Origin of the sequence: Cupriavidus sp. 30B13 (genome assembly GCF_049059565.2) — a bacterium.
Taxonomy (GTDB): Bacteria; Pseudomonadota; Gammaproteobacteria; order Burkholderiales; family Burkholderiaceae; genus Cupriavidus.
In genome coordinates, this window is record NZ_CP188223.1 from 2,055,473 (window position 1) to 2,081,892 (window position 26,420).

20 protein-coding genes are annotated in these 26,420 nt (G+C 70.0%); 9 read left to right on the forward strand and 11 right to left on the reverse strand.

Features of this window, described 5'->3' with window-relative positions:
• Positions 1 to 128 precede the first annotated feature (128 nt).
• A complete protein-coding gene (locus tag ACKI2N_RS09440; protein ID WP_420994170.1) occupies positions 129 to 2,627 on the forward strand; it encodes a TonB-dependent siderophore receptor in 2,499 nt (832 codons plus the stop codon).
• 106 nt (positions 2,628 to 2,733) lie between these two features.
• A complete protein-coding gene (locus ACKI2N_RS09445; protein WP_420994171.1) occupies positions 2,734 to 4,431 on the forward strand; it encodes an alpha/beta hydrolase-fold protein in 1,698 nt (565 codons plus the stop codon).
• A 25-nt stretch (positions 4,432 to 4,456) separates the two neighbouring features.
• Here the strand turns inward: ACKI2N_RS09445 and ACKI2N_RS09450 are convergent, their stop codons facing one another.
• The 3 genes from ACKI2N_RS09450 to ACKI2N_RS09460 all read right to left on the reverse strand — a co-directional run bounded on the left by ACKI2N_RS09450 (position 4,457) and on the right by ACKI2N_RS09460 (position 7,840).
• Positions 4,457 to 5,581: a Gfo/Idh/MocA family protein gene (locus tag ACKI2N_RS09450; RefSeq protein WP_420994172.1), complete on the reverse strand. Its 1,125-nt coding sequence runs from the start codon at positions 5,579 to 5,581 to the stop codon at positions 4,457 to 4,459.
• Between the two features lie 113 nt (positions 5,582 to 5,694).
• Positions 5,695 to 6,612, reverse strand: a complete 918-nt coding sequence (locus ACKI2N_RS09455) for a LysR substrate-binding domain-containing protein (RefSeq protein WP_420994317.1) — start codon at positions 6,610 to 6,612, stop codon at positions 5,695 to 5,697.
• A gap of 109 nt (positions 6,613 to 6,721) precedes the next feature.
• Positions 6,722 to 7,840, reverse strand: a complete 1,119-nt coding sequence (locus ACKI2N_RS09460; RefSeq protein WP_420994173.1) for an alkene reductase — start codon at positions 7,838 to 7,840, stop codon at positions 6,722 to 6,724.
• 243 nt (positions 7,841 to 8,083) lie between these two features.
• Here ACKI2N_RS09460 and ACKI2N_RS09465 point away from each other — a divergent pair, with 243 nt between their 5' ends.
• Positions 8,084 to 8,743: a TetR/AcrR family transcriptional regulator gene (locus ACKI2N_RS09465; protein WP_420994174.1), complete on the forward strand. Its 660-nt coding sequence runs from the start codon at positions 8,084 to 8,086 to the stop codon at positions 8,741 to 8,743.
• A gap of 273 nt (positions 8,744 to 9,016) precedes the next feature.
• Here the strand turns inward: ACKI2N_RS09465 and ACKI2N_RS09470 are convergent, their stop codons facing one another.
• On the reverse strand, positions 9,017 to 10,129 hold the full coding sequence (locus ACKI2N_RS09470) for an NADH:flavin oxidoreductase/NADH oxidase (protein WP_420994175.1): 1,113 nt from the start codon (positions 10,127 to 10,129) through the stop codon (positions 9,017 to 9,019).
• A 459-nt stretch (positions 10,130 to 10,588) separates the two neighbouring features.
• Here ACKI2N_RS09470 and ACKI2N_RS09475 point away from each other — a divergent pair, with 459 nt between their 5' ends.
• On the forward strand, positions 10,589 to 11,503 hold the full coding sequence (locus tag ACKI2N_RS09475) for a LysR family transcriptional regulator (protein WP_420994176.1): 915 nt from the start codon (positions 10,589 to 10,591) through the stop codon (positions 11,501 to 11,503).
• Between the two features lie 24 nt (positions 11,504 to 11,527).
• Here ACKI2N_RS09475 and ACKI2N_RS09480 read toward each other — a convergent pair whose 3' ends face one another.
• The 5 genes from ACKI2N_RS09480 to ACKI2N_RS09500 all read right to left on the reverse strand — a co-directional run bounded on the left by ACKI2N_RS09480 (position 11,528) and on the right by ACKI2N_RS09500 (position 16,428).
• The gene (locus ACKI2N_RS09480; protein ID WP_420994177.1) at positions 11,528 to 12,109 is read right to left on the reverse strand and encodes a TetR family transcriptional regulator C-terminal domain-containing protein; all 582 of its coding nucleotides are present in this window, start codon (positions 12,107 to 12,109) and stop codon (positions 11,528 to 11,530) included.
• 77 nt (positions 12,110 to 12,186) lie between these two features.
• Positions 12,187 to 13,416 (reverse strand): MFS transporter, encoded by a 1,230-nt coding sequence (locus ACKI2N_RS09485; RefSeq protein ID WP_420994178.1) that lies wholly within the window; start codon positions 13,414 to 13,416, stop codon positions 12,187 to 12,189.
• A 253-nt stretch (positions 13,417 to 13,669) separates the two neighbouring features.
• Positions 13,670 to 14,314 (reverse strand): flavin reductase family protein, encoded by a 645-nt coding sequence (locus ACKI2N_RS09490; protein WP_420994179.1) that lies wholly within the window; start codon positions 14,312 to 14,314, stop codon positions 13,670 to 13,672.
• Positions 14,315 to 14,442: 128 nt separating this feature from the next.
• On the reverse strand, positions 14,443 to 15,339 hold the full coding sequence (locus ACKI2N_RS09495; protein ID WP_420994180.1) for an SDR family oxidoreductase: 897 nt from the start codon (positions 15,337 to 15,339) through the stop codon (positions 14,443 to 14,445).
• Between the two features lie 192 nt (positions 15,340 to 15,531).
• Positions 15,532 to 16,428 carry a helix-turn-helix domain-containing protein gene (locus ACKI2N_RS09500; RefSeq protein ID WP_420994181.1) on the reverse strand — a complete coding sequence of 299 codons (897 nt, stop codon included), beginning with the start codon at positions 16,426 to 16,428 and terminating at the stop codon, positions 15,532 to 15,534.
• A gap of 330 nt (positions 16,429 to 16,758) precedes the next feature.
• Here ACKI2N_RS09500 and ACKI2N_RS09505 point away from each other — a divergent pair, with 330 nt between their 5' ends.
• Positions 16,759 to 17,793 (forward strand): LysR family transcriptional regulator, encoded by a 1,035-nt coding sequence (locus ACKI2N_RS09505; protein ID WP_420994182.1) that lies wholly within the window; start codon positions 16,759 to 16,761, stop codon positions 17,791 to 17,793.
• 28 nt (positions 17,794 to 17,821) lie between these two features.
• Here the strand turns inward: ACKI2N_RS09505 and ACKI2N_RS09510 are convergent, their stop codons facing one another.
• Together ACKI2N_RS09510 and ACKI2N_RS09515 are read right to left on the reverse strand one after the other, a co-directional pair.
• The gene (locus ACKI2N_RS09510) at positions 17,822 to 18,247 is read right to left on the reverse strand and encodes a nuclear transport factor 2 family protein (protein ID WP_420994183.1); all 426 of its coding nucleotides are present in this window, start codon (positions 18,245 to 18,247) and stop codon (positions 17,822 to 17,824) included.
• A complete protein-coding gene (locus ACKI2N_RS09515; protein WP_420994184.1) occupies positions 18,244 to 19,179 on the reverse strand; it encodes a hypothetical protein in 936 nt (311 codons plus the stop codon). Before ACKI2N_RS09515 ends, ACKI2N_RS09510 begins: the two co-directional genes overlap by 4 nt.
• 455 nt (positions 19,180 to 19,634) lie before the next feature.
• Between ACKI2N_RS09515 and ACKI2N_RS09520 the strand changes: the two genes are divergently transcribed.
• The 4 genes from ACKI2N_RS09520 to ACKI2N_RS09535 all read left to right on the forward strand — a co-directional run bounded on the left by ACKI2N_RS09520 (position 19,635) and on the right by ACKI2N_RS09535 (position 26,419).
• Entirely contained in the window at positions 19,635 to 20,636 is a 1,002-nt protein-coding gene (locus tag ACKI2N_RS09520) for a LysR family transcriptional regulator (RefSeq protein ID WP_420994185.1), read from the forward strand.
• 448 nt (positions 20,637 to 21,084) lie between these two features.
• On the forward strand, positions 21,085 to 21,960 hold the full coding sequence (locus ACKI2N_RS09525; protein WP_420994186.1) for an alpha/beta hydrolase: 876 nt from the start codon (positions 21,085 to 21,087) through the stop codon (positions 21,958 to 21,960).
• Between the two features lie 19 nt (positions 21,961 to 21,979).
• Complete coding sequence (locus ACKI2N_RS09530; RefSeq protein WP_420994187.1) at positions 21,980 to 23,185, forward strand: efflux RND transporter periplasmic adaptor subunit; 1,206 nt, start codon at positions 21,980 to 21,982, stop codon at positions 23,183 to 23,185.
• Positions 23,186 to 23,203: 18 nt separating this feature from the next.
• The gene (locus ACKI2N_RS09535; protein WP_420994188.1) at positions 23,204 to 26,419 is read left to right on the forward strand and encodes an efflux RND transporter permease subunit; all 3,216 of its coding nucleotides are present in this window, start codon (positions 23,204 to 23,206) and stop codon (positions 26,417 to 26,419) included.
• The last annotated feature ends 1 nt before the right edge of the window (position 26,420 follow it).

Consider the following 26,420-nt stretch of genomic DNA (forward strand, 5'->3'; position numbering starts at 1 on the left):
TTTCGCCGTCTCGTTCGGAATACCAGCAGACACCCATTGAAACCCTGGTACCGAAAGGATCCACCATGCCGCGCAGCCGTACCCCGGCCATTCCATGCCCACCAGGCATCCGCAGTCACGTTTCCCGCTTGCCCTCGATCTCCCCGCCGATCCCTTCCCCGCGCCCCCCGGCGCGGTCCTCGTCCGTTCATGCCCCGCGCCCCACGCGGCTGGCCGCGGCCCTCGGGCCGGCGCTGCTGGCCGCGCTGGGCCTCGGCGCCGGCCTGGGCGCCGCGATGCCGCAGCGCGCCCTGGCACAGCCGGTGCAAGACACCGCCGAGGCGCGCCGCGCCTATGACATCGCGCCGGGCACGCTGGACCAGGCGCTGAACCGCTATGCGGCGCGCGCCGGCGTGGAGCTGGCGGCCGACGCCGGGCTCACGAGCGGCAAGGCCAGCGCGGGCCTGCGCGGCAGCTTCACGGTGGCCGAAGGCTTCGAGCGCCTGCTCGACGGACAGGGCTTGCAGGCCGTGCGCGGCACCAACGGTGCCTGGACGCTGCGCCCGCTCGCGCCGCCGCCCGGCGCCGGCACCGAGCCGCAACTGCCGGCCGTGATCGTCAGCGCGCGCGGCGAGTCGGCCGAAGCGCTGCCCGAGCCCTATGCCGGCGGCCAGGTCGCGCGCGGCGCGCGGCTGGGGCTGCTGGGCAATGCGGACATCATGGACGTGCCGTTCAACATCGCCAGCTACACCGCGCAGTCCATCGAGGACCAGCAGGCCGGCACGGTGGGCGACGTGCTGGTCAACGATCCCGCGGTGCGCTTCACCACCTCGGCCGGCCATATCTACGAGAACTACAGCCTGCGCGGCTTCGCGGTGAGCGCCGACGACCTCGCGCTCAACGGCATGTACGGCTTGTCGCCGTACGGCCATTCGCCCACCGAGTTCATCGAGCGCGTGGAGGTGCTGAAAGGCCCGGGCGCCTTGCTCTCGGGCATGGCGCCCAGCGGCGGCGTGGGCGGCGTGATCAACCTGGTGCCCAAGCGCGCCGGCGACGAGCCGCTCACGCGGCTGAGCGCCGACTACATTTCCAGCTCGCAGTTCGGCGGCCACCTCGACCTGGGCCGGCGCTTCGGCGACAGGAAGGAATTCGGCGTGCGCATCAACGCCGCGGCCCGCGACGGCGACACCGAGCTGGACGGCCAGAGCAAGCGGCGCCTGCTGGGCGCGGTGGGGCTGGATTACCGCGGCGAGCGCCTGCGCCTGTCGCTGGATGCCTATGCCAACCAGGAGGACATCCGCAACGGCAGTCCGTGGATGGCGTCGTTCTCCGGCCCGGTGGTGGCCAGCCCGCCCAGGCCCGGCACCAACCTGCTGCGCGGCACCTATGGCCGGCTCGAGAACAAAGCCGCGGTGCTGCGCGGCGAGTACGACCTGGCCGACCAGGTCACGGCCTATGCCGGCGTGGGTGCGCTGGGCTTCCATTACTCGGGCTTCATCAACGGTACCCGCGCCGGCAGCGTCAAGCCCTCCGGCAGCTATACCGGCATGACCTACAACCAGGACGGCTATACCGACTCGCTGTCGGCCGAGGCCGGCGTGCGCGCCCGCGCGCGCACCGGCCCGGTGGGCCACCAGCTGGTGCTGGGCGCCACCGTGCTGCAGCTCAAGAGCGGCACCATCAACAAGACCAGCGCCGGCTACGCCTCCAATATCTACGATCCAGCCACGCCGCTGCTGGCCGGCGAGCCGGGTTCGGCGCCGCGCACGGCGCAGACCACGCTCACCAGCTTCGCGCTGGCCGACACGCTGTCCTTCGCCGGCGAGCGCGTGCTGCTCACCGCGGGCGTGCGCGCGCAGCGGGTGCAGACCAAGACCTTCAGCAGCACCACCGGCGCGCAGACCGCCGACTACGACAAGAGCGCGCTGACCCCGGCGCTCGGGCTGGTGGTCAAGCCGTTCGGGCCGCAATGGTCGCTCTACGCCAACTACATCGAAGGCCTGAGCCAGGGCGATACCGTCACCGACACCGGCGCGCGCAATTTCGGCCAGGTATTCGCGCCCTACAAGAGCAAGCAGGTGGAGGCGGGTGCCAAGTGGGACACGGGCGAGATCGCCAACACGCTGAGCGTGTTCCAGGTGTCCAAGCCGAGCATGCTCAAGGACAACGCCAGCAATACCTACAACGCCGACGGCGAGCAGCGCAACCGCGGCGTGGAATGGAACGTGTTCGGCCAGCTCGCGCGCCAGGTGCGGGTGCTGGGCGGCGTCACCTACACGCAGGGTTTGCTCACCCATACCGCCGGCGGCGCCTATGACGGCAACACGGCCTACGGCACGCCGCGCTGGGTCGGCACCGCGGCGCTGGAATGGGATCTGCCGTGGCTGCCCGGCCTGACGCTGACCGGGCGCGCGGTGCGCACCAGCTGGCAGTACATCAATTCCGCCAATACCCAGCGCATTCCGGGCTGGACCCGCTACGACGCCGGCGCGCGCTATGCCGCGCGCATCCAGGGCCGCAAGGTGGTGTTCCGCGCCAGCGTGGAAAACCTGCTCGACCGCAGCTACTGGACCGGCACCTTCAACGACGGCTTCGTGACGCAGAACGCGCCGCGCACGTTCAAGCTGTCCACCACCATCGATTTCTGAGGGAGCGGCGATGAACGGAAGCGGGAACGGAAGCGGGAACGGAAAGCGCGCGCGGCAAGGCGCCGCATGGCGCGCCGCGCTGGCCCTGGCTGCCGCGGCGATATGCATGGCGCCTGCGCGCGCGAACGAGGCCGGCGCCGATGGCGCGCGCGCGGTGGCCGCGCCGCCCGGCAGGATCGCCGGCGGCGCCAGCGTGGCGGGATCGCTGCGGCCCGGCGAGGCCGCCACGTACAAGATCGCGCTGGCGCGCGGCGACCTCGTGCAGGGCGGCTTCGAGGGCATGCCGGCCACGCTCGACCTGCTCGATGCGGGCGGCGGCCACCTGCGCCGGCTGGCGGGCGCCACGCTGCCCACGCGCGATTTCCTGTTCGTGGCGCCGGCCGATGGCGACTACCTGCTGGCCGTGCGCGCCCCGGCGCAGGACGATGCGCCCGGCGCCCTGCGTTTCCGGCTGGCGCTCGGCGCCACCGTGCCGCCGTCGGCCCAGCACGCGCCGCCCGAGGCGCTGGAAAGCCCGCGCCTGCGCGCGCTGGCCGCGGGCGGGGATGCGGGGGATGTCGCGGCATTCTGGCGCGAGATGGCCGCGCGCGGCACGCCGCTGGTCGAGCCGGCGGATGCCGACGGCGCCGGCATGCTGGTCACCTTCCTGTGGCGCGGCGCGCGCGGCAACGTGCGCCTGTTCGGCAGCCCGGCCGGCGACCACGACGCGCTGGCCCGGCTGGGCGACAGCGACGTGTGGTTCCGCTCGTACCGCCTGCCGGCCACCACGCGCCTGAGCTACCAGCTCGCGCCGGACGTGCCCGAGCTCGACGCGCCCGCGCCGCAGCGCCGGCGCGCCATCCTGGCCACCTCGCAGCGCGACCCGCTCAACCCGCGCGTGTTCGCCGCCGGGGACGCGGCCGACGCGGCCGACGCGGCCGACGTCTTCGGGCAGAAATCCGTGCTGGAGCTGCCGGGCGCGCCGCCGCAGCCGTGGCTGGCGCCGCGCCCCGCCGTGCCGGCCGGCACGCTGCGGCGGCACCGCTTCGACAGCCGGCTGCTGGGCAACACGCGCGACGTCTACCTGTACCGGCCCGCCGGCTACCGTCCCGGCGCCGCCGGGCAGGCCCTGCTGGTGGTGTTCGACGCGCAGGCCTACGTCAGCCTGGTGCCCACGCCGGCGATCCTCGACAACCTCATCGCCGAAGGCCGCATCCCGCCCACGGCGGCGGTCATCGTCGGCAACCCGAGCGCCAATGCGCGCAGCGCGGAGCTGCCGCCCAATCCGCTGTTCGCGCGCTTCCTGGCCGAGGAACTGATGCCGTGGGCGCGCGCGCAGGGCGTGGCGGCGCCGGCCGCGCGCACGGTGATCGCGGGATCGAGCTATGGCGGGCTGGCCTCGGCTTATGCCGCGCTGCGCCACCCCGGCCTGTTCGGCAACGTGCTGAGCCAGTCGGGCTCGTTCTGGTGGGCGCCGGGCGCGGGCTCGGCGCTGGCCGCCGGCACCGGCGCCGGCGAGAACGAGAGCGAGCCGGAATGGCTGGCGCGGCGCTACGCCGAAGCCGGCCGGCTGCCGCTGCGCTTTTACCTGGAGGCGGGGCTGTTCGAAGGCGCGCGCGGGCCGGGCGGCATTCTCTCCGCCACGCGCCACCTGCGCGACGTGCTGCGCGCGCGCGGCTATCCGGTGCGCTATGCCGAAAGTGCCAGCGGGCACGATTACCTGCACTGGCGCGGCTCGCTGGCGTGCGGCCTGATGGCGCTGATCGGCACGCCGCCGGCGCCGGCCACCGAGGCGGCGCGCGCGTGCCCGATGCTGAAGGACTGACCGGCGCGCCCGCCGGACACGGCCGTCAGGCCAGTTCGATGCGCCGGCCGTCGTCGGACGATGCCACCGCGGCATCGAGCAGCTTGTGCATCCTGACCGCATCGGCGAAGGTCGGGGCGGTCGCGGTGCCTTGCCGCACGTCATGCTCGAACGCGGTGTAGAGCTCGGCCAGCTCCAGCACCGCGGAGGGCAGCGCCGACGGCGGCAGCCGGTCGTACGCGGCCGGCACCGGCAGCGGCGCCAGCGGCAGGTTGTCGCCGTGCGCGCCTTCGATGCGGTAGTCGTCGCCGACGTCGCCGAAGGCCGAGGTATTGGTGATGCGCAGGTCGCCGGCATCGCCGGTGATGTCGATCTGCACCCCCGAGCCGTTGCGCTTGCCGCCTTCCACATGCACGCTCAGCACCGCGCCGCCGGCCAGGCTGCCGGTCAGCACCAGCTGGTCAGGCGTGGTGGTCGGGAAGACCTCGCCGGTTTCCTTGATGGTGATCCGGTCGAACTGGTTCACCGTCAGCGCGGAGACGCTCGTGGGCCAGCCGGTGGCGGCCAGCAGCATGTCGACGAAATGGCCGGCGTAGATGGCGATCACGCTGGAGAAGTTCTCGGGCGGCGCGGTCCAGCGCAGCGCGTCGGGCCGCAGCGCCTGGAAGTAGTTCATGCTGACGTGCATGCGCACCGAGCGCAGCTTGCCCACGTAGCCCTGCGCCAGCAGGTCCTTGAGGTAGCGGTTGTGGGCGGCGTGGCGGCGCTGCAGCCCGACCACGTGCCGCACGCCGCGCTCCTGCGCCAGCCGGACCAGTTCCTGCGAGGTCCCGGTGCTGGTGGACAGCGGCCATTCGCAATACACATCCTTGCCCGCGCCGATGGCGGCGCGCACCGCCTGCTCGTGCTGCGGCGCGGTGGTCAGCACCACCACCATGTCGACTTCGGGATGGTCGACCAGCGCGTCGAGCGAATCGACCACGTGCGCGATGCCGTATTCGCGCGCGGCCGATGCCGCGGCCTCCCGGCGCTGGCTGTAGATCGCCGCCAGCGCGTAGCCGGGCAGCAGGCTGAGCACGCGCAGATGCCCGTGCCGGGCCCAGTTGCCGATGCCGACCAGGCCCACGCGGATCGGCGCGGCGGCGCGGGCGGCTTCCTGATTTGAACTCATGATGACTTCCGGCTTGTAGTGAAGCGAGTCACCAGTGTAGGTGCGCGGCGCCGCCGGAAAAACAGCCGCGCGCTCCGAACACTGCGGACGCGGGCGGCGGCAATGGCGGGCGCCTAGGCGCGCGGACGCCGCCTGGGCAAGGATTTCTCGGCCAGCAGGTTCTCGGCCAGGTAGTCGACGAAGGCCCGCACCTTGGGCGAGAGGTAGCGGCTCGACGGCCACACGGCGCTCAGCCAGCCGGTGTGCTCGATGTACTGGTCGAGCACGCTGAGCAGCGTGCCGTCGGCCAGTTGCCGGCGCACCGCGAAATCCGGCACGCAGACGATGCCGAGGCCGAGCTCGGCCAGGTGCACCAGCGGCTCGGTGGAGCTGGCGGCACCGCTGACCGGCAGCTCGAGATCCGCGCCCGGCGCAGCGGGCGCCAGCGGCCAGCGCTCGAGCTTGCCGCTGGTGGCGAACTTGTGATGGATGCACGCGTGGGACTGCAGGTCGAGCGGCGTGGCCGGCGTGCCGCGCCTGGCGAAGTACGACGGCGCGCCGAACAGCCGCAACTGGTAGGTGGCCAGCGTGTGCGCGGTCAGGCGCGAGTCGCCGACGTCGCCGGTGCGCACCACCACGTCATAACCCTCGTCGATGACGTTCACCAGCCGGTCGCTGAAGTCCAGGTCGACCTCGATGTCGGGATAGGCCGCCATGAAGCCGCCCAGCGCGGGCGTGAGCAGCGTGCCGACCAGGGGCAGGCTCACGCGCAGCTTGCCGGCCGGCGCGCGGCGCGACTGCGCCAGTTCGAGCTGGGCGTTTTCCAGCTCGGCCAGGATGCGCTTGCAGCTCTCCAGGAACATGCCGCCTTCGTGCGTCAGCGTGATGCTGCGCGTGCTGCGGTGGAACAGGCGCACGCCCAGGCGCTCCTCCAGGCGCGCGATGGTCTTGCCGATGGCCGAGGAGGTCACGCCGAGCTGGCGCGCGGCCTCGGTGAAACTGCGCGTCTCCGCGGCCCGGATGAAGGCGTTGAGCGCCGCCAGGTTTTCCATGCCTTGTCTTTGTCCCGTCATGGCGGACGCCGGTGTCCGCGCTGCTCGTTACTATAGCCGCGCGGCTGGCCCCGTGGCGAGGGCGGGGCGGCCGCCGCCCCGGCAGGCGTCAGGCTGCCTGCTTTTCCTCCCCGTTGGCCTGCTCGCCATAGCGCGGGTAATCGATGTAGTGATAGTCCGTGCCGCCCCAGAATGCCTCGCGGTCATACGGGGCCAGCGGCAGGTCGCGGCGCAGGCGTTCCGGCAGGTCGGGGTTGGAAGCGAACCAGCGGCCGAACGCGACCAGGTCGGCGTCGCCCTTTTGCAGGATGGCTTCGGCGCCCGCCTTGTCGAAGCCGCCGGCGGCGATGATGGGGCCCTTGAACTTGTTGCGCAGGAACACCGACGCCACCGGCGCCTGGCCCTCGTGCAGCGTTTCCACGCCCATCACGCGCGGCTCGATCACGTGGAGGTAGGCCAGGCCGAAGTGGTTGAGCCGTTCCGCGGCGTAGCCGAAGGTGGCTTCCGGGTTGCTGTCGGAAATCGCGCCCCATTTGCCGCTGGGAGAAAAGCGCACGCCGACGCGGTCGCCGCCGAAGACCGAGACGAGGGCTTCGGTGGCTTCGAGCAGGAAGCGCGCCCGCTTCTCGATGGAGCCGCCGTACAGGTCGGTGCGCCGGTTGGTGCCGTCCTGCAGGAAGGTGTCGACCAGGTAGCCGTTGGCGCTGTGCAGCTCCACGCCGTCGACGCCGGCGGCCAGCGCGCGCTCGGCGCTGGTGCGGAACGAGGCGACCAGCGCGCGGATCTCGTCGATGGTGGCGGCCTTGTGCGGAGACACCGGCACCCAGCCGTTGTGCGTCAGGGCCAGCCCTTCGTAGGGCACCTCGGACGGCGCGATGGGCGGGATGCCGCCGGTCATGTCGACGTGGGACTGCCTGCCGTCGTGCGCGATCTGCATGAAGACCTTGCCGCCCTGTTCGTGGACGGCGTCGGCGATGCGCTTCCAGCCGGCGATGTGATGGTCCTCGTAGATGCCCGGACCGCCCAGGTAGCCGCGCCCGCTGCGCATGGTGTGGGACGACTCGGTGATCAGCAGCCCGCCGGCCGAGGCGCGCTGGCGGTAGTACTCGGCCATCATCGCGCTGGGCGTGTCGTCGGGCTCGGAGCGCAGGCGCGTCATCGGCGCGTGCACGACGCGGTGCTCGAGCTGGTAGCGGCCGAGCTTGAAGGGAGAGAAAAGTCTGGTCATGGTGTCCTGCCGGTGGTTCGATTGGGGAAGGCTTGCTGAAACAGGCCGGGCCAGGCCGGCTGCCTCATTGCTGGACAGCGTAGCCCAGGCAATGGGGAATCGGGTTCCCCTCTGGCGCGCCCCGCACGCGCGCGGCGGTTCGCCGCCGCCGGATAATGTTGTAGCATTCGATACCCCTCGGGCGGCTGCCCGGAGGCCGACGCCGATATCCGATCCCGGTTCCGATTCCAACAGATCCCCCGCATGACACCGAGCAAGCAGGAAATCCTTATTCAAGCCGCCGAATGCTTCATGGAGCAGGGTTTTCATGCCACCAGCATCGATGACGTCGCGCGGCGGCTGGGGGCGACCAAAGGGCGCATCTACCATCATTACGCGTCCAAGATCGACCTGTTCTTCGACGTGCACCGCGAGGGCATGCAGCTCCTGTTCGCGGCGGTCGAGCCGGCCCGCAACATCGCCGGCGACGGCATCACCGTGCTGACCGCGATGCTGCGCGCGCATGCCATGGCCGTGCTGGAGCACCACACCTTCGAAAGCGTGGTGGCGCAGGGCGTGCAGATGCATCGCTTTGGCGCGACCACGCCGGCGCAGCGCCAGGTGCTGGACGACCTGATCGCCAGCCGCGACCGCTTCGAGCGCCTGTTCAAGGACCAGGCCGCGGTGGCCAGGCAAGACGGTTCGCTGGCGGCGGGCATCGATGTCTCGATCGCGGTGAAGACCATGCTGGGCGGCATCCAGTGGTCCCTGATCTGGTACCGGCCCAGCGCCGGCTCGGACGAGCGCGCGCGGACCCGCCTGGCCGACGAGATGGTGCGCACGCTGGTCGACGGCGCCCGGGCGCGCCCCGAAGAAGCGCTCAAGACAACCGCCAGGCCGCGCGCGCAGAAAAAGCGCGCGTGAATCGCCGGGCGGTCCGGACTGCCGGCGGATTCTCGCTTGGGATTCTCGCTTGCCGCCGGTTGGCTCCCCTCTCCCGCATGCGGGAGAGGGGCCGGGGGAGAGGGCCGGCGCGCGCGAACGGCGAAGGCCGTCGCTCCGCGTAAACGCCGGCCACAAGCGGCAAGCTGACCGTGCCGCCAGCCCGCGCGCGCCGGGCCCGGTCTGCATGCGCGCATGCGTCCGGGCGTATCGCGGCCATGCCGCGTATTTGACCCCGCCTGCTTTCCCTTCCTTTCAGCGTGCCCCGAATACGGTCTGGCCGAAGAGATCCTTGTGCTCGGCCGGCGGCGCGCGCCAGTACGGCGGCGGCGCGCTGACCTGGCCGCCGAGTTCCGCCGCGGCATGCCACGGCCAGCGCGGGTCGTACAGCATGGCCCGCGCGATGGCGACGAGGTCGGCCTTGCCGCCCGCCACGATCTCTTCGGCCTGGCGCGGCTCGGTGATCAGCCCCACCGCCGTGGTGACAGCGCCCGTGGCCTGCCTGACCGCCTCCGAGAACGGCACCTGGTAGCCGGGCGCCGGCGAGATCTTCTGCAGCGGGGAAATGCCGCCCGAGGACAGCACGATCCAGTCGACGCCGCGGCGCCTGAGTTCGCCCGAAAGCTCGACGGTCTGCCCGATGTCCCAGCCGCCTTCCACCCAGTCGGTGGCCGACAGCTTGATGCCCAGCGGCATGCCGGTGGGGATGGCCGCGCGCACGACATCGAACACTTCCAGCACGAAGCGCATGCGGTTCTGCAGCGAGCCGCCGTATTCGTCGGTGCGCTGGTTGGCGATCGGCGACAGGAACTGGTGCATCAGGTAGCCGTGGCCGCCATGCAGCTCGAGCGCGTCCACGCCCAGCGCCACCGCGCGCCTGGCCGCGGCGGCGAACGCCTCGCGCAGGCGCCAGATGCCGGCCTTGTCCAGCGCGAGCGGGGCGGTTTCGCCGGGTTTCTGCGGCAGCGCGGACGGTGCGTGGGTCGCCCAGCCGCCCTCGGCCGGCGGCACGAGCTGGCCGCCTTTCCAGGGCACGTGGCTCGACGCCTTCCGCCCGGCATGGGCCAGCTGCAGGATCACGGGCGTGGGCGAATGGCGCCGTATCGCCGCGAGCACCGGCGCGAACGCGCGTGCCGTGGCGTCGTCCCACAGGCCGAGGTCGCCCGGGGTGATGCGGCCGTCGGGTTCCACCGCGGTGGATTCGATGGTGAGCGCGCCGGCGCCGGAGATGGCGAGCTGCAGCAAGTGCATGAGATGCCAGTCGTTGGCCAGGCCGTCTTCGGCGATGTACTGGCACATCGGGGAAACCACGATCCGGTTGGGAAGGGTCAGGTCTCGGATGGTGAGGGGAGAGAACAGGGAGCTCATCGGATGTTTCGGTAGGAATGCAATGCCAATGCGATACGCAGACGGGCCCGCCACCTGCGCTGCACGGGGCAGCGTGGGCCGGACCCTCGCAGACATACTACTAAGTATGTCCATGCTGTTCAAGGAAAAATATAAATAGCGATTTACAGGTCACTGAGAAAAAACCGGACATCTTTCCGGAGCATTGCATTCGTTTTCCGTGCCGTGCTTATCCTCAAAAATACGCGGCATTAGGCTGAAAAACCGGACAAAAGCGGGAGGCGCCATCAATGGCCCCGCATCGGCGGTGTCTTGTCAGAACCTACCTGGTGGTATGTCATAAAAAAACGATACCTCGGGGCGGAAAAAGCGCAGGTCGGTACCAGCGCTTTTTTCGCGGCGTGTCGATAAAATAACAAGCCCCGGCAACCGCGCGGCAATGCGCGGGAACCATTTTCTGGCCAATCGCGAGGAGGGGCCTTGGCGCTTACCAACTTCAACGACATTGCCGTCTTCGTCGCCGTGGTGCAGGCCGGCAGCTTTACCGTGGCGGGCAAGCGCACGGGCCTGACCCGCTCCGCGGTGGGCAAGGCGGTCGCCAGGCTGGAGGAAGGGCTGGGCGTGCGCCTGCTGAACCGGACGCCGCGCAGCCTGAGCCTGACCGACGACGGCAAGGTCTTCCACGCCCGCTGCGCGCAACTGATCGAGGATCTCGAGGAAACCGAGCAGGCCATGGCCGCGCGCGGCGCGCGGCCCGCCGGCGTGCTGCGGCTGAGCGTGCCCATCGCGCTGGGCCACCGGCACGTCCTGCCGGTCGTGGAACGGTTGCTGGACAGATGGGAGGCCATCGCGGCCGAGGTCAGCTTCACCGACCGCTTCGTCGACCTGATCGACGAGGGCATGGACATCGCCGTGCGCATCGGCGAGGCGGACACCGACTCGCGCCTGATCGCGCGCACCGTGGCGCGGCAGACGCTGGTGACGTGCGCCGCCCCGGCTTATCTGGCGCGGCACGGCGTGCCGTCGGTGCCGGCGGACCTGGAGCGCCATCGCTGTCTCCATTTCCTGACCGGCGGCAAGGCGCAGCCGTGGAAATTCGCGCAAGGGGAGGACCAGGTGGTTTCGGCCGGGCGGCTCGACATGGACAGCGCGGAGGCGCTCATCTCGGCCGCGGTCAACGGCGCGGGCATCGTCCATCTGCCGACCTACCTGCTGGACAACGATGTGGCGGCGGGCCGCCTGGTGCCGGTCCTCGCCGCATACCGGCCCGCGAGCGTGCCCATCCGCGTCATCTATCCGACGCGCAAGCAGCTCTCGCCGAAGATCCGGGCCTTCATCGACCTGCTGATCGAAAGCTGGTCGCCGCTGGCGCCGTGGGAGCGCGTGCTGCCCTGACGACCCCGCCGCGGGGCCGTGACGTCAGCGCAGGATGACCGAAAACAGCATGTGCTCGAAATGCTCGATGGGCGCCACGCTGCGCTGGACCTTGGACATCAGGAAGGCGCCTTCGAGATACGAGACGATCAGCTCCGCGGTGGCCTCGCAATCCAGCGCCGGCGGCACCTCGCCGGCTGCCACGGCCGCCTTGAGGCAATGTGCGTGGGCGCGCTGCAGCTCGGCGAAGATCTCGATCAGCCGCTGCCGGATGGTTTCGCTCTGGTCCACGACTTCCGCGCTGAAGTTGCCCATCAGGCAGCCATTGCGCAGGTTCTCGCCTTGCAGCCGGCTCTTGACGAAATTCAGGTAGGCGCGCAGGCGCTGCAGCGGCGGCAGGTAATCGTTGCGCAGCGTGGCCTGCACGGCCTCGAGCGTGAACCCGAAGTAGAGGTTCAGCACTTCCAGCCCGAACGCTTCCTTGGAGGTGAAGTGATTCGTGAACGAGCCCTGCGGCACGCCGGCCGCCTGCACGATATCGCGCACGCTGGCCCCGGCGTAGCCACGCGCGTGGACCACCTTGAGGCCTTCGGAGAGGATTTTGTCGCGATGCGAGGGTTTTGGCATGCGCCGATAATACAACCGTCCGCCATACGGGTCAACGAGGCGCCCGGGGGCGGGCGTCGTCGCCCCCGGGATCTGGCCTAGGGCGCGACGGACGCGCCGCTTTCGCCACGCTTCGCGCCGATGCCGCTCAGCAGCAGGGCCGAGAGCAGCGCGGCGGCCAGCTCGCACGCGGCGGCCGCCCAGCCCAGGTCGAGCACCGACCGCCTGGCGACGATGACGGCGCCGAGCGCCGCGCCGGCCGAGAACCCCAGGTACATGAACGAGGCATTGAGCGAGAGCACGATCGGCGCGACCCGGAGCCCGGCAACCTCCACCAGGCGCGCTTGCTGGGCGGGGTAGAACGCCCAGTGCGCGACGCCCCACGCGGCAATGGCGACCAGCACCGGCAGGCGCGCCGCCGCGGGCGAGAGGCCGTGCGCGCTGGCCGACAGCGTGAGAAAGGCCAGGACCGAAAGGCCGATCATCGGCACGATGACCGCGCCGGCCCCGAGCTTGTCGTTGAGCGTGCCGCCGGTGGCCACGCCGGCGGCTGCCGCCACGCCCCACAGGAAGAGCACCGCGCTGATCTGCGCGCCTTGCAGGCCGATCGCGCTGGACAGGAACAAAGCCAGGTAGGTATAGACCACGTAGGCGCCGGTGGCCCACAGCGCCGTCACCAGCAAGGTGAGCAGGATGGCCGGCTGGCGCGCCACCCGCAGCCGCTCGCGCAGCGTCGCGGTCGGCACGCCGTGGCCGACGCCCCTCGGCAGGCCCCGCAGCAGGCCGATGGTGGCCACCGCGGACAGGACGGCCACGCTGGCGAACGTCATGCGCCAGCCCAGGCGATGGCCGACCACGGCGCCCAGCGGCACGCCGAGCGCGATGGCGATCGAGATGCCGCCGTTGACCACCGCGAGCGCGCGGCCGCGCCGCTCGGCCGGCACGATGGCGCTGGCCAGCGCGTGCGCGCCCGGCACGAACAGCCCGGCCGAGAAGGCGAGCAGGATCCGCGCGCCCATCAGCGCCCAATAGCCGGGCGCGGCCCAGGCGAGCAGGTTGGCGGCCGTGAAGGCCGCCATGCTGGACAGCAGCAGCGTGCGGCGGCTCAGGCTGCCGGTGAGCGCGGTCAGCACCGGCGAACTCAGGCCATAGGCGAGCGCGAAGACCGTGACCAGTTGGCCGGCTGACTCGATGCTGACGGACAGGTCGGAGGCGAGGTTCGGCAGCAGCGGAGCGACCATGAAGCCCTCCGTGCCAATCGCGAATGCGCCGAATGCCATCCAGTAGACGGGGGCGGGAATCCGCCCGGCAGATGACTTGGGTTCCATGAAAAGCTCCTGAAAGTCCTTGCGGCCTGATCTGCTTGCGCAGAACCGACTCAGTAGTATGTCGACGTGAAATATGTACGTGCGTAGTAAATAAGTCAAGGGCTTTTGCCAATGCCGCCAGGGATGCGTCTGGGCAGGCACAAGCACGGTGCCGGAAGGCACCACGGCAGGACGCGCCGGCCCGGAAAAGCGGGGAGGACGGCGAGGCTCCGGCGCGCCTGGCGATGCGCGCGGAGCCGGCCCGAAGGCAACCTCAGGTGCCGCGCAGCGGTTCGGGGGAGACCCAGGATTCGAGCGGAATGCGCGGAAGCTCGAGGATGTCCGAGGTGCGGACATAGGAGTTGCCTTCCATGCGCCCGACCAGGCGCAGGCTGGGCGTATCGATCCAGCAGCGCTGCGCGTCGATGACGGCCTCGTCGCGGACATGCATCATCAGGACCTCGCCCAGGACCAGCGAGCGCAGGTCGCCGAGCTTGACGATCTGCGTGAGCTTGCACTCGAAGCAGACGTGGCTCTGCGCAATGCGCGGCGTGGCGATGGTGACCGAGGGCAGCGGCGTGAGCCCGGCTTCGACGAATTCGCTCCGGTCCGCCGCGAACTCGATCGACGAGATGTTCATCTGGTGCAGATTGTCCTCGCTGACGAGGTTCACCACGAACTCTTCGCGCAGGCGGACGTTGTTGCCGGTGTCCTTCGCGTCGCTCTCCGAGCGGTGCAGGATCGCGAACGCGACGATCGGCGGATCCTCGCCGAAGACATTGAAGAACGAGAACGGCGCCGCGTTCGGCTTGCCGTCGGCGCCGAGCGTGGATACCCAGGCGATGGGCCGGGGCGTGATGGTGGAGCCGAGCAGCTTGTAGCGCTGCCGGGCGTCGAGTTTCGAAAAATCGAACTGCATGGGATGAACTCCGCGGACAGCGCCATCGGTGCCTCACCGGCTGGCGGCGGTCCTTCGTGGATGAAACGAGGTGGAAAGCGTGGCCTCGCGTGCGCCCGGCGGCCGGACCCGGCGCGCGGACCCGGCCATCAAGCCTGGTGCCGAACCTGGTAGTCGAACTCGGCGCGGTGGCGCGCGGCGAACTCGGCCCAGGTCGTGCCGCGCCTGCCCAGCAGGCCGGCCAGCACGCCGAATGGCGCGCCCGGCTCGGGTGTCTTGCCGGCGGAATACTCGGCATAGTTTTCATAGGCGGAGTACATATAGGCCGGGTCGGCGCCGGCCGCGGTCACCTTGTCGATGAATTCGCGGGCAGGGCGCGGCTCGTAGGCAAAAGGCTTGCCGACGACCTGCGACAGCGTGCCGGCCACTTCGTGGAACGTCTTGACGTCGGATGCCAGCCGGTAGGTCTTGCCCGCGTGCGGTTCCGGCTGCTTCAGGCACAGCGCCGCCACGGCCGCCACGTCGTCGCAATCGACCCAGCTGATGCGCGCGTCGCCGACGTAATGGCGCACCAGCCCCTCGCTGACGGGGCGGGAACCGCCGTAGCCGAGCAGGTTCTGCATGAAGATGTCGGGGCGCAGATGGGTGAACGAGAAGCCCGCCCACTCGATGTAGCGCTCCACGAACTGCTGCCATCCCCAGTGGGCCACGCGGGTATCGTCGTCGCCGCAGGCGCCCAGGTGCACGATGTGCTTGACGCCGGCGCGCCTGGCCGCGTTCACGAAGTCCTTGCTCTGGCGAAACATGTCGACCGTGTACGCCGTCATCATGAAGACGCGGTCGACCCCTTCCATGGCGGGCGCCAGCGTTTCCGGCCGGTCGAAATCCAGGTGCGCGGTGGCCACGCCGAGGCCGGCCGCCCTGTGCGGCGAACGGACCCCGGCCACGATCTCCAGGCCGGGCTCGGCGCGCAGGTAGCGTACCAGCGCGGTGCCTACCTTGCCCGTCGCGCCGGTCACGAGAATTCTCGGTTTATCGAATGTCATCTGGTTTTAACTCCTTCGCCGCAGGAGCGGCACAAGCTCGATTTAATATAACATACTACCCAGTATGTTGCAGGCGGGCGCAATGCGGGTAACGGAAAGTGACAAGCCCGCGGCACGCGGGAAATCGGGCGCCTGCGCGCCGCATGCCGTAGGGCCTGCAAGCGTCGTTGCCGGCCGGGACTTGCGCGGTGCCTAGTGATTGAGGCGCCGCCACAGCCCCGGCGAGATGCCGTAGGCGCGCACGAAGCGGCGGTTGAAATGCGCCTGCGTGCCGAAGCCGCTGGCCTGTGCGATTTCCGCAAGCGGCAGGCTGGTGCCCAGCATCAGCTCCCTGGCCCGGATCAGGCGCTGCTCGATCAGGAACTGATACGGCGATTGCCCGACGCTCTCCTTGAAGGCATGGCCGAAGTGGCTGACCGACAAGCCGCAGTGCCCGGCCAGCTCGGCGAGCGTCAGGTTGCCGTCCAGGCTGTGATGGATGACCTCTTCGACACGCATGCGTTGCCACGCCGCGAGGCCGCCGCGGGGCGGTTTCGCGGTGGCCAGCAGGGCGCTGCCGTAGGTGCGCAGCACATGCACGTTGAGGGCGCGCGTGATGGCATCGACGAACAGGGGGCACGCGCTTGCCGGCTGCTCCATCGCCGGCAGCAGGCACGCCGCAAGGTGGCCGATGACGGGATCGAGGGTGCCCGGCGCGGGGCAGCGCAGCTCGCCGATGCGGCGCACGCCGGCGTCGTCCTGCATGCGGGAAAGCGCCAGCGACGGCACCTTGAAGATCATGCAGTCGAACGGGTCGTACAGTTCGGCGTGCGGCTGGCTGTCGAAATGGGTGAAGCACAGCGCATGCACCGGCATCGGCGCGGCACTGGCGAGCTTTTCGCCGTACCACATGCGCACCGAGGTCATCGCGCGCAGCTTTACGCCGACAAAGTAGGCATCTTCTCTTTCGGGCACGGGCATCAGCCCGAAATTCGCGCTGTCGGAGCGCAGCCGCAGCGCCGTGACGTGCTCGCCCTGGATCGATGCGTGCAGCAGGGCAGGGCAGGGGCGGTCCCGGCCGGCGGGGATGGAAGGTTGCCTGTCAGTCATGGCGCCAACTCCCTTCGGTATGGCGAAGCGGGCGCGGCCGCTTGTCGTTCAAGGCTAATGCAAGACCGCGCGGATGCAAGCCACGCGCGCGGCAACCGCGCGATGGATGCGAGATATTGTCCGGCTCCCGGCGCGGCGGGCAGCCCCGCGCACCCGCGGCCTGCGCGCGCGGGCCTGAACCGCCGCTTGCCGGCTCTCCGGCTGCCGCAGCTTTGGTCAAGGCGCAGCACGAATGGACAATGCGCCGGCGCATGCCAATGCCTAAGATTCTCGTGTCGGGCGGTTCATGCCGCCGCGCAACCTGCCGCGCAACCCTGGGAGGACACCCGCATGGATCGGCTGCAAGCGATGCTGGTCTTCACCAGAGTGGTCGACGGCGGCAGCTTCTCGCGTGCCGCGGAGACCCTGGATCTCGCGCGGGCATCGGTCACCGTCATCGTCCAGCATCTCGAAGCCCACCTGAAGGTCCGCCTGCTGCAGCGCTCGACGCGCCGGCTCAGCCTGACCGCCGACGGCGCGCAGTTCTACGAGCACTGCGTGCGCATACTGGCCGAGGTCGAGGAGATGGAAGGCAGCCTTGCCCGGACCGCCGGCCTGCCGCGCGGCAGGCTGCGCATCGACATGCCGGGCCCGCTCGGCAAGCTGCTCGTCATTCCCGCGCTGGGGAACTTCCGCGCGCGCTATCCGGATGTCGACCTGTCCATCGGGCTGGGCGACAAGCCGGCCGACATGATCCAGGATGCGATCGACTGCGCGATCAGGCTGGGGCCGCCGACGGATTCCAGCCTGGTCGCGCGCCGCGTGGGCATGCTGCAGCGGGTGACCGCGGCGGCGCCGGCCTATCTCGCGCGCTTCGGCGTGCCGCAGTCGCCCGAGGCGCTGGCCACGCACGCGGGCGTGCGCTATGCCTGCGCCGGCGCGCATCGCGCGCCCGACCTGTCGTTCCGGGCCGACGGCAAGGCCATCGGCGTCGACCTGCGGGCCGGCGTGGCCGTCAACGATGCGGAGGCCTACCTGGCGTGCGGCCTGGGCGGGCTCGGCATCATCCAGAGCCTGCGTTTCATCAGCGTGCCCTACCTGCGCTCCGGCGAGCTCGTCGAACTGTTGCCAGGCTGGAAGCCCGAGCCGGTCCCGGTTGCCGTGGTCTACCCGCAGGGCCGCCACCTGTCGCGCAGCGCGCGCGCTTTTGTCGACTGGGTATCCGCGTTGCTCGAAGGATCTTCCGTGCTCGACGCGGTGCGGCCGCCGACGCCGTGCCATGCCGGCCAGCGCGCCGATCACGCTGACCATGCCGACCATGCCGATCACGGCGGCTGCGCGGCGCCGGCCGCGCGCCCCGCCGCCGTGGAGCAGGCCGCGGCGTAGCCCGGCGCCCGGCGGGCGCGCAACCCTGTCAGGCACCCCCGGCCCCTGCGTTTGCCGCGATCCGTTCGAGCAGGGCCTTCGGTTCGAAGTAGGCGACCCAGATCGACAACGCCGTGTCCTTTTCCAGGATCCAATGCTCGGAAATCATGAGCATCGCATCGGTGCCGGCCACGCCGACGTTGATCAGCGCGACCACCCGCTCGTCTTCCGCGATCAGGCTGTCGTAGGAAAAGCGGCCGAAATCGAGCACCTTCGCCACTTGCGGCAGGGTGACGCCGAGATAGTGATCCGCGCCCCTGCGCGGGCCGCCCCACGGCAGGTAGTCCGGCGCCGTGCAGAGAAAGTCCGGATGCAGGTAGCGGGCGAAGCCGCCGATGTCGCCGCGCACGCCGCCGTCGTAGAACATGCGCACGATGTCCTTGTTGCGCGCCGCCGTGCCGGTCGTCGCGTTCATGCGGGCTCTCCCTGATGGTCGCCGGCGCCGGCGCGGCGCTGCCGCGCGAACAGGCTGGCGACGTCGTCCTCGGTCTGGTTGACGGCGCCCATCTGCTCGATGATCTCGGCGGTTCTGCTGCCGCGCAGTCCCGCGGTCGTGAGCACGCCGTCGCGGATGTAGGTGTAGACGCCGGTCACGAGGAAGGCGGCCACCGACCGCACGTGCGTGGCCTGGCCGTCGGCGGCGGCCTTGAACGCTGCGCTGTCGAAGAAGGCCCGCGCGGCCAGCGCGCTTTCAAAGCCGATCTCCATGATCGCCGGCTGCAGCAGCTCGTCGATGACGCGATGGTCGACGTTGGGCGAGGGCGGCTGCGGGTTGGCGTTGTCGTAGGGCTCGGGCAGGTGCAGGCGCAGCTTCATGACGGCGGGCGAGTCCGCCAGCGCGGCGGCGAAGCCCGGCACCCAGCCCGGAAAGGCGGCGCCGCTTCCCTGCAGGTAGACGTGCAACCGGTGCAGCCGGTCCGGGCCGTTGGGCGTGGCATCGGGCTGTCGGTCGACGTAGGTCCTGGAGCCCCGCGGCAGCAGGTACGCGTTGTCCCAGCCGAACAGGTGCACTTCTTCGCCGAACAGGATCGGGCTCGCGGCCAGGAACCGCGCCTGCTCGGATTCGCCGGCAAAGCCGATCTCGACCGCGCCGTCGAGGACGATATCCAGGCCGCGCACGCCGCTGGCTAGCGGCCACAGGTTGGCGCGGCGCTCGCGGGAGAAGTGGTGCTGCGCGTAGAAGCCGAGCCCGGGCAGGCGGGCGCACAGCGGTCCGTGCACGTCGCGCCAGTAGAGCGCGAACAGCTCATGGGGCACGCCGTCGCGCCGGCGCACCGGCGAATAGGTCTGGCACCTGATGGCGGCGTCGCGCTGGCCGTAGCCGGCCGGATTCGGTTTCTCGCTCATCGGTGCCGTCCTTGCCCGGGGGCGCATGCAATGCCCCAATCTTAAGCAGCCGGGGCCAAAGATAAATCGCGGCGGCGCCAACAGTGCATTCGGCGGGAGTGAACAGATTCACCTGCACGCGGCGCGCGCCGGCCGGCAGCGCGGCGCGCGCCCGCGCCGGGCCCTGCATTGTTCGGCATCCCCTAGCAGACAGTTGAACGGAACCAGGACAAACGGCGGCCTGCGGCGGCATAGACTGACGCCGTTGCCGGGCTGGCTCCCCTCAGGCTTGCCGCATCCGTCACGAAAGCGGACCAAAGCGACAGCGCGCGCACAACCAGGCGGCGGCCGCTATACAAAACGGCCTTTCCTTGCGGTTTTGGCACGCCGTTTGTAGAATACGGACGAACGTATTTTTCGTGCGGCCGGCTTTTTGTGGTCGATGACAGACATTCCAAGTTAGCGAGTGGACCGAAATGGACCGACTTCTGGCAATGAAAGTATTCACGCGTGTCGTGGAGACCAACAGCTTTACGCGCGCGGCGGATACGCTGGACATGCCGCGGGCCTCCGTCTCGGTCATCGTCCAGCAGCTCGAGGCGCACCTGAAAGTCCGCCTGCTGCAGCGGACCACGCGCCGCATCAACCTGACCGTCGACGGCGCCGCCTACTATGAGCGCTGCATCCGCATCCTGGAGGAAATCGAGGAAACGGAATCGTCGTTCGCCAACGCCGGGCAGCAGCCGCGCGGAAGATTGCGGGTGGAGATGCAGGGGGCATTGGGCAAGCAGATCGTGATGCCGCATATCGCGGAGTTCCACGCGCGCTATCCGGAGATCGAGCTGATGGCGGGTTTCGGCGACAGGCCGGTGGACCTGATCCAGGAAGGCGTGGACTGCGCGATCCGCGTGGGTATGTTGCAGGATTCCAGCCTCGTCGCGCGCCGCGTGGGCACCTACCAGGCGGTGACGGTGGCAAGCCCCGCCTACCTGCGCAAATACGGCGAGCCCGCCGCCATCGCGGACCTGGAACGGCATGTGGCGGTGAACTACTTCTGGCCACGCAGCGGCCGCATGATGGAGTTCACCTTCGCCACCGGCGGCGACCCCGTGGCGGTCAAGATGAACGGCAACATCGCCGTCAACGACGCACAGGCCTACCTGGAGAGCGCGCTGGAAGGCGTCGGCCTGGTGCAGGCCGCGCGGTTCATGGCGCTGCCGTATCTCAAGTCCGGCCGCCTGGTGGAAGTGCTGTCGCAATGGAAGCCGCTGCCCATGCCGATCTCCGTGGTCTATCCGCACAGCCGCCACCTCGCGCCCACGGTCAGGGCGTTCGTGGACTGGATCGCCGAGCTGTTCGAACGCAGCCCGCTGTTCTCGGCCGACGCGCCCCAGCCGCTTCCTGCCGGCACGGCGGCAAAGCGCGAGCGGGCGCCCGTAGCGGCGGCGGCGGAAGAAGAGGCCGCGCTGGTGGTCTGATCGCGCCGGCGGCAGGGCCGCCGCACGCGGCGGCGGCGGCTTGCCGCCGGCGTTGTCCCTCATTGTCTTCATGCGCCACGTGGCCAATCGCGTGGCGCCGGCGCTCGCGTGCCATTGCCGCGCGGCGCGTCGATACCGCGTCGATACCGCGTCGACATCCGCGCCGATGCCCATGGCCGGCGACCACGGCGCGGCCATGCCGCCGCGGCCGGTCTCTCCGGACACCCGCGTCCGAAATACGCCCCGTTAGCCCCAGTAGCCCCGGCAACTCCCTTAGCAGCCCCATCGGCGCCGGATATCCCGACGCCGTCCGTGCCGCCGCCATGCGCGGCGCCGCGCGCATGTTCCTCGCTGCCTTCGCGCTTCGCGTTCGCCATTGTTCGGCGTATCCGACAAATCTAGTCGCCGGCGGCGCATTGATCCGTGCCCACCCGGCAACAACAATTCGGTGCATCGCAACATCACCGGCATCGCCCGCGCTGCCACCGACATCATGCTTGCACAACACCGGCCAGGGCTGGAAATCACCGACCACGACATCGACGGCCACGCGGCGCGCATTCCGCTGCGCGCGTACCGCCCGGCCGCGTCGCGGCCGAAGATTCCGGTCATCGTCTACTTCCACGGCGGCCGCTTCATCGGCGGCGGCATGGACGAAGCGGACCACACCGCGGCCGCCATCGCCACCGGCACGCGGGCATGGGTAATCTCGGTGGGGTACTCGCTGGCTCCGCGCTATCCGTTCCCGACCGCGCTGGAAGACGGCTATCTCGCGGTGCGCTGGGCGGTCGGCCATGCCCAGGCCCACGCCGCGGATGCGCGCCGCCTTGGCATCGCCGGCAACGACGCGGGCGCCAACCTGGCCACCGGCGTCGCGGCGATGGCGCGCGACCGCGGCGAGATCGCGATCGCCGCGCAGGCGCTGCTGGCGCCGTTGCTCGACCCGAGCATGACGCGCATCGGGCAGGGCGAAGGGCAGGCGCTGGCGAACCTGGCCGAGCTGGCGCGCTGCTACCGCGCCTACCTGCCCGAGGTGGCCCAGCAACTGCACCCGTACGCCGCGCCGCTCGAATCGCGGCGCCTGGCCGGGCTGCCGCCGACCTGGATCGCCACCGCGCGGCACGACTGCCTGCAGCAGGAAGCCGAGCTGTACGCGGGCGCCCTGCGGGCCGCGGGCATCGTGACCGAGGTGCTTTCGTATGCCGCGCCCTCGCGCGAGGCGCTCGAGACCGATCCCGCCGCGCTGGCGGGCCTGATTGCCTTTTTCGGACAGCGGCTGGCGCCCCCCGGGGCGCGCCCGCGGAAATCACGCATTTCTCTTTGACGATACCGGAGCTACTCAAATGACATTCCATCGCAAGCGTTTGTATGTCGCGTTCGGCGCGGCACTTCTCGTGGCCGGCGTGAGCGCGGGCACGGCCTTCCGCGTGTGGGGCGACGCGCCCGCCAACGCGGCGCACGCCGCCGAGGCCCCGCCCGCCACCGAGGTCGACGTGGCCGGCGTGGTGACCGACACCATCACCGACTACCAGAACTACTCGGGCCGCATCGAAGCCATCGACAAGGTCGAGGTCCGCCCGCTGGTGCCCGGCACCATCGTGGCCGTGCATTTCAAGGACGGCGAGCTGGTGGCCAGGGGCGACCCGCTCTTCACCATCGACCCGCGGCCCTACGCGGCCGAGGTCGACCGCGCCGCCGCGCAGGTGGCCGCGGCCCAGACCCGCAGCGCCTACACCGCCACCGACGCGGCGCGCGCCGAGCGGCTGCTGGCGGACAACGCCATCGCCAGGCGGGACTACGACCAGACCCAGAACGCGGCACGCGAGGCGTCGGCCAGCCTGAAGGCCGCGCAGGCGGCGCTGGAGGCGGCCAAGGTCAACCTGGCCTATACGCGCATCGCCGCGCCGGTGGCCGGGCGCGTCTCGCGCGCCGAGCTGACGCTGGGCAACGTGGTGTCGACCGGCGCCAGCGCGCCGGTGCTGACCACCATCGTCTCGGTGTCGCCGATCTACGCCGCGTTCGACGTCGACGAGCAGACCTACCTGCGCTACCTGAAGCGCGGCGGCAAGTCGACCGTGCCGGTCGCCATCGGCCTGGCCGACGAGCGCGGCTTCTCGCGCGAGGGGCAGGTCGCCTCCGTCGACAACCGGCTGGACATCGGCTCCGGCACCGTCCGCGTGCGGGCGCGCTTCGACAACGCCGACGGCGCGCTGGTGCCGGGCCTGTATGCCCGCGTCAAGGTCGGCGGCGGCGCGCCGCACGCCGCGCTGATGGTGGACGAGGCGGCCATCGGCACCGACCAGGACCGCAAGTTCGTGCTGGTGGTGGACAAGGACAGCCGCGCGCAGTATCGCGAGGTCACGCTGGGCGAGCAGCACGGCGGCCTGCGCGTGATCGCGCAGGGCCTGCAGGCCGACGAGCGCATCGTCGTCAACGGCCTGCAGCGCGTGCGCCCCAACGATCTCGTCAAGGCCAACGTCGTCGCGATGGCGGGCAGCGCGGCAGCGCAGTCCTCCGCGCAGGCAGCGCAGCCGAAGTCGGCTTCATAAGCCGCCAGGAGAACCGCCATGAACATCTCCAAGTTCTTCATCGACCGCCCCATCTTCGCGGGCGTCCTCTCCATCCTCATCCTGCTGGGCGGGCTGATCTCGATCTTCAGGCTGCCCATCTCGGAGTATCCGGAGATCATCCCGCCGTCGGTGGTCGTGCGCGCCCAGTTTCCGGGCGCCAACCCGAAGGTCATCGCCGAAACGGTGGCCTCGCCGCTGGAAGAAAAGATCAACGGCGTCGAGAACATGCTCTACATGCAGTCGCAGGCCAACAGCGACGGCAACATGACCACCACGGTCACGTTCAAGCTGGGCACCGACCCGGACAAGGCCCAGCAACTGGTCGAGAACCGGGTCTCGCAGGCGTTGCCGCGGCTGCCGGAAGACGTGCAGCGCCTGGGCGTGACCACCATCAAGGCGTCGTCGACGATGACGCTGGTGGTGCACATCACGTCGCCCAACGACCGCTACGACATGAAGTACCTGCGCAACTACGCGCTGATCAACATCAAGGACCGGCTCGAACGCATCGAAGGCGTGGGCGACGTGCAGCTCAAGGGCTCGGGCGACTACGCCATGCGCGTCTGGCTCGATCCGCAGAAGGTGGCCGAGCGCGGCCTGACCGCCACCGACGTGGTCAACGCGATCCGCGAGCAGAACGTGCAGGTCTCGGCCGGCGTGATCGGTGCTTCGCCTTCGCTGCCCGGCGTGCCGCTGCAGCTCGACATCAACACCAAGGGCCGGCTGCAGACCGAGGGCGAATTCCAGAACATCGTGCTGAAGACCTCGGCCACCGGCGGCGTCACGCACCTGCGCGACGTGGCGCGCGTGGAAATGGGCGCCTCCGAGTACGGCTTGCGCGCGCTGATCGACAACAAGCAGGCCGTGGCGCTGTGGATCTTCCAGCAGCCCGGGGCGAACTCGCTGCAGATCGCCGAGGCCATCCGCAAGACCATGGCGGAGCTCAAGGCCGACATGCCGGCCGGCGTCGACTACCAGATCGTCTATGACCCGACCCGCTTCGTGCGCTCCAGCATCGAGGCGGTGGCCCACACGCTGATCGAGGCCATCGCGCTGGTGGTGCTGGTGGTCATCATCTTCCTGCAGACCTGGCGCGCCTCGATCATTCCGCTGCTGGCGGTGCCGGTGTCCATCGTCGGCACCTTCACCTTCCTGCTCGGCTTCGGCTTCTCGATCAACGCGCTGAGCCTGTTCGGCATGGTGCTGGCGATCGGCATCGTGGTGGACGACGCCATCGTGGTGGTGGAGAACGTCGAGCGCAACCTGGCGGCCGGGCTGTCCCCCAAGGAAGCCACCTACCAGGCCATGCGCGAGGTCAGCGGCCCGATCATCGCCATCGCGCTGACGCTGGTGGCGGTGTTCGTGCCGCTGGCGTTCATGAGCGGGCTGACCGGCCAGTTCTACCAGCAGTTCGCCATGACCATCGCCATCTCGACGGTGATCTCCGCCTTCAACTCGCTCACGCTGAGCCCGGCGCTGGCGGCGCTGCTGCTCAAGGGGCACGATGCGCCCAGGGACTGGCTCACGCGCGCCATGGACCGCGCCTTCGGCGGCTTCTTCCGCGTCTTCAACAAGGTGTTCCAGCGCGGCTCGGACGGCTATGGCAAGGGCCTGGCCGGCGTGGTCGGGCGCAAGGGCAGGATGCTGGCGGTCTACGCGATCCTGCTGGGCGCCACGGTGCTGGCCGGCCGCGCGGTGCCGGGCGGCTTCGTGCCCGCGCAGGACAAGGAGTACCTGATCGCCATCGCCCAGTTGCCCAACGGCGCCACGCTCGACCGCACCGAGGACGTGGTGCGCCGCATGACCGCCATCGCCATGAAGGAGCCCGGCGTGCAGTCCGCGGTGGAATTCCCCGGCCTGTCGGTCAACGGCTTCACCAATTCGTCCAGCGCGGCCATCGTGTTCGTGACGCTCAAGCCGTTCGGCGAGCGCCGCGGGCAGGCGCTGTCCGCCGACGCCATCGCCAGGCAGCTCAACACCAAGTACGGCGCCATCAAGGACTCGTTCATCGGCGTGTTCCCGCCGCCGCCGGTGCTGGGGCTGGGCACGCTGGGCGGCTTCAAGCTGCAGCTCGAAGACCGCGGCGCGCTGGGCTACGACGCGCTCAACGATGCCGCGCAGGCGTTCATCAAGAAAGCGGCGCAGGCGCCCGAGCTGGGGCCGATGCTGTCCAGCTACCAGATCAACGTGCCGCAGCTCGACGTGGACCTGGACCGCGTCAAGGCCAAGCAGCTCGGCGTGCCGGTGACCGACATCTACAACACCATGCAGGTGTACCTGGGCTCGCTCTACGTCAACGACTTCAACCGCTTCGGCCGGGTCTACCAGGTGCGCGTGCAGGCGGATGCGCCGTTCCGCGCCAGCGCCGACGACATCGGCCTGCTCAAGACCCGCAACGCCGCCGGCGACATGGTGCCGCTGTCGTCGCTGGTGACGGTGTCGCCGACCTTCGGCCCGGAAATGGTGGTGCGCTACAACGGCTATACCGCCGCGGACATCAACGGCGGCCCGGCTCCCGGCTATTCCACGGGCCAGGCGCAGGCGGCGGTGGAGCGCATCGCGGCCGAGACGCTGCCGCGCGGCATCAAGTTCGAATGGACCGACCTGACCTACCAGCAGATCCTGGCCGGCAACGCGGCGGTGTGGATCTTCCCGATCAGCGTGCTGCTGGTGTTCCTGGTGCTGGCGGCCCTGTACGAGAGCCTGACGCTGCCGCTGGCGGTGATCCTGATCGTGCCGATGAGCATCCTGTCCGCGCTGGCGGGCGTGTGGCTCACCGGCGGCGACAACAACATCTTCACGCAGATCGGCCTGATGGTGCTGGTGGGGTTGTCGGCCAAGAACGCGATCCTGATCGTCGAATTCGCCCGCGAGCTGGAGATGCAGGGGCGCGGCGTGGTGGAAGCCGCCATCGAGGCCAGCCGCCTGCGCTTGCGCCCGATCCTGATGACCTCCATCGCTTTCATCATGGGCGTGGTGCCGCTGGTGGTGTCGTCCGGCGCCGGTTCGGAGATGCGGCATGCCATCGGCGTGGCGGTCTTCTCCGGCATGCTGGGCGTGACGCTGTTCGGCCTGATGCTCACGCCGGTGTTCTACGTCGTCATGCGCAAGCTGGCCGGCGGCCACCGCCTGGTCAACAAGCACGGTCCCGCGCCGCAGACCGCGGCCACCGCCGCGATCCCGGCCGCGGCCACACCCTCCACGCAAGCCTGAG

What these genes read in the sequence shown, in the direction of transcription:
- ACKI2N_RS09445 (WP_420994171.1), top strand. Translation starts at nt 2,734, where the DNA reads ATGGCGCCTGCGCGCGCGAACGAGGCCGGCGCCGATGGCGCGCGCGCG.
- ACKI2N_RS09450 (WP_420994172.1), bottom strand. Translation starts at nt 5,581, where the DNA reads ATGAGTTCAAATCAGGAAGCCGCCCGCGCCGCCGCGCCGATCCGCGTG.
- ACKI2N_RS09455 (WP_420994317.1), bottom strand. Translation starts at nt 6,612, where the DNA reads ATGGAAAACCTGGCGGCGCTCAACGCCTTCATCCGGGCCGCGGAGACG.
- ACKI2N_RS09460 (WP_420994173.1), bottom strand. Translation starts at nt 7,840, where the DNA reads ATGACCAGACTTTTCTCTCCCTTCAAGCTCGGCCGCTACCAGCTCGAG.
- ACKI2N_RS09465 (WP_420994174.1), top strand. Translation starts at nt 8,084, where the DNA reads ATGACACCGAGCAAGCAGGAAATCCTTATTCAAGCCGCCGAATGCTTC.
- ACKI2N_RS09470 (WP_420994175.1), bottom strand. Translation starts at nt 10,129, where the DNA reads ATGAGCTCCCTGTTCTCTCCCCTCACCATCCGAGACCTGACCCTTCCC.
- ACKI2N_RS09480 (WP_420994177.1), bottom strand. Translation starts at nt 12,109, where the DNA reads ATGCCAAAACCCTCGCATCGCGACAAAATCCTCTCCGAAGGCCTCAAG.
- ACKI2N_RS09485 (WP_420994178.1), bottom strand. Translation starts at nt 13,416, where the DNA reads ATGGAACCCAAGTCATCTGCCGGGCGGATTCCCGCCCCCGTCTACTGG.
- ACKI2N_RS09490 (WP_420994179.1), bottom strand. Translation starts at nt 14,314, where the DNA reads ATGCAGTTCGATTTTTCGAAACTCGACGCCCGGCAGCGCTACAAGCTG.
- ACKI2N_RS09495 (WP_420994180.1), bottom strand. Translation starts at nt 15,339, where the DNA reads ATGACATTCGATAAACCGAGAATTCTCGTGACCGGCGCGACGGGCAAG.
- ACKI2N_RS09500 (WP_420994181.1), bottom strand. Translation starts at nt 16,428, where the DNA reads ATGACTGACAGGCAACCTTCCATCCCCGCCGGCCGGGACCGCCCCTGC.
- ACKI2N_RS09505 (WP_420994182.1), top strand. Translation starts at nt 16,759, where the DNA reads ATGGATCGGCTGCAAGCGATGCTGGTCTTCACCAGAGTGGTCGACGGC.
- ACKI2N_RS09510 (WP_420994183.1), bottom strand. Translation starts at nt 18,247, where the DNA reads ATGAACGCGACGACCGGCACGGCGGCGCGCAACAAGGACATCGTGCGC.
- ACKI2N_RS09515 (WP_420994184.1), bottom strand. Translation starts at nt 19,179, where the DNA reads ATGAGCGAGAAACCGAATCCGGCCGGCTACGGCCAGCGCGACGCCGCC.
- ACKI2N_RS09520 (WP_420994185.1), top strand. Translation starts at nt 19,635, where the DNA reads ATGGACCGACTTCTGGCAATGAAAGTATTCACGCGTGTCGTGGAGACC.
- ACKI2N_RS09530 (WP_420994187.1), top strand. Translation starts at nt 21,980, where the DNA reads ATGACATTCCATCGCAAGCGTTTGTATGTCGCGTTCGGCGCGGCACTT.
- ACKI2N_RS09535 (WP_420994188.1), top strand. Translation starts at nt 23,204, where the DNA reads ATGAACATCTCCAAGTTCTTCATCGACCGCCCCATCTTCGCGGGCGTC.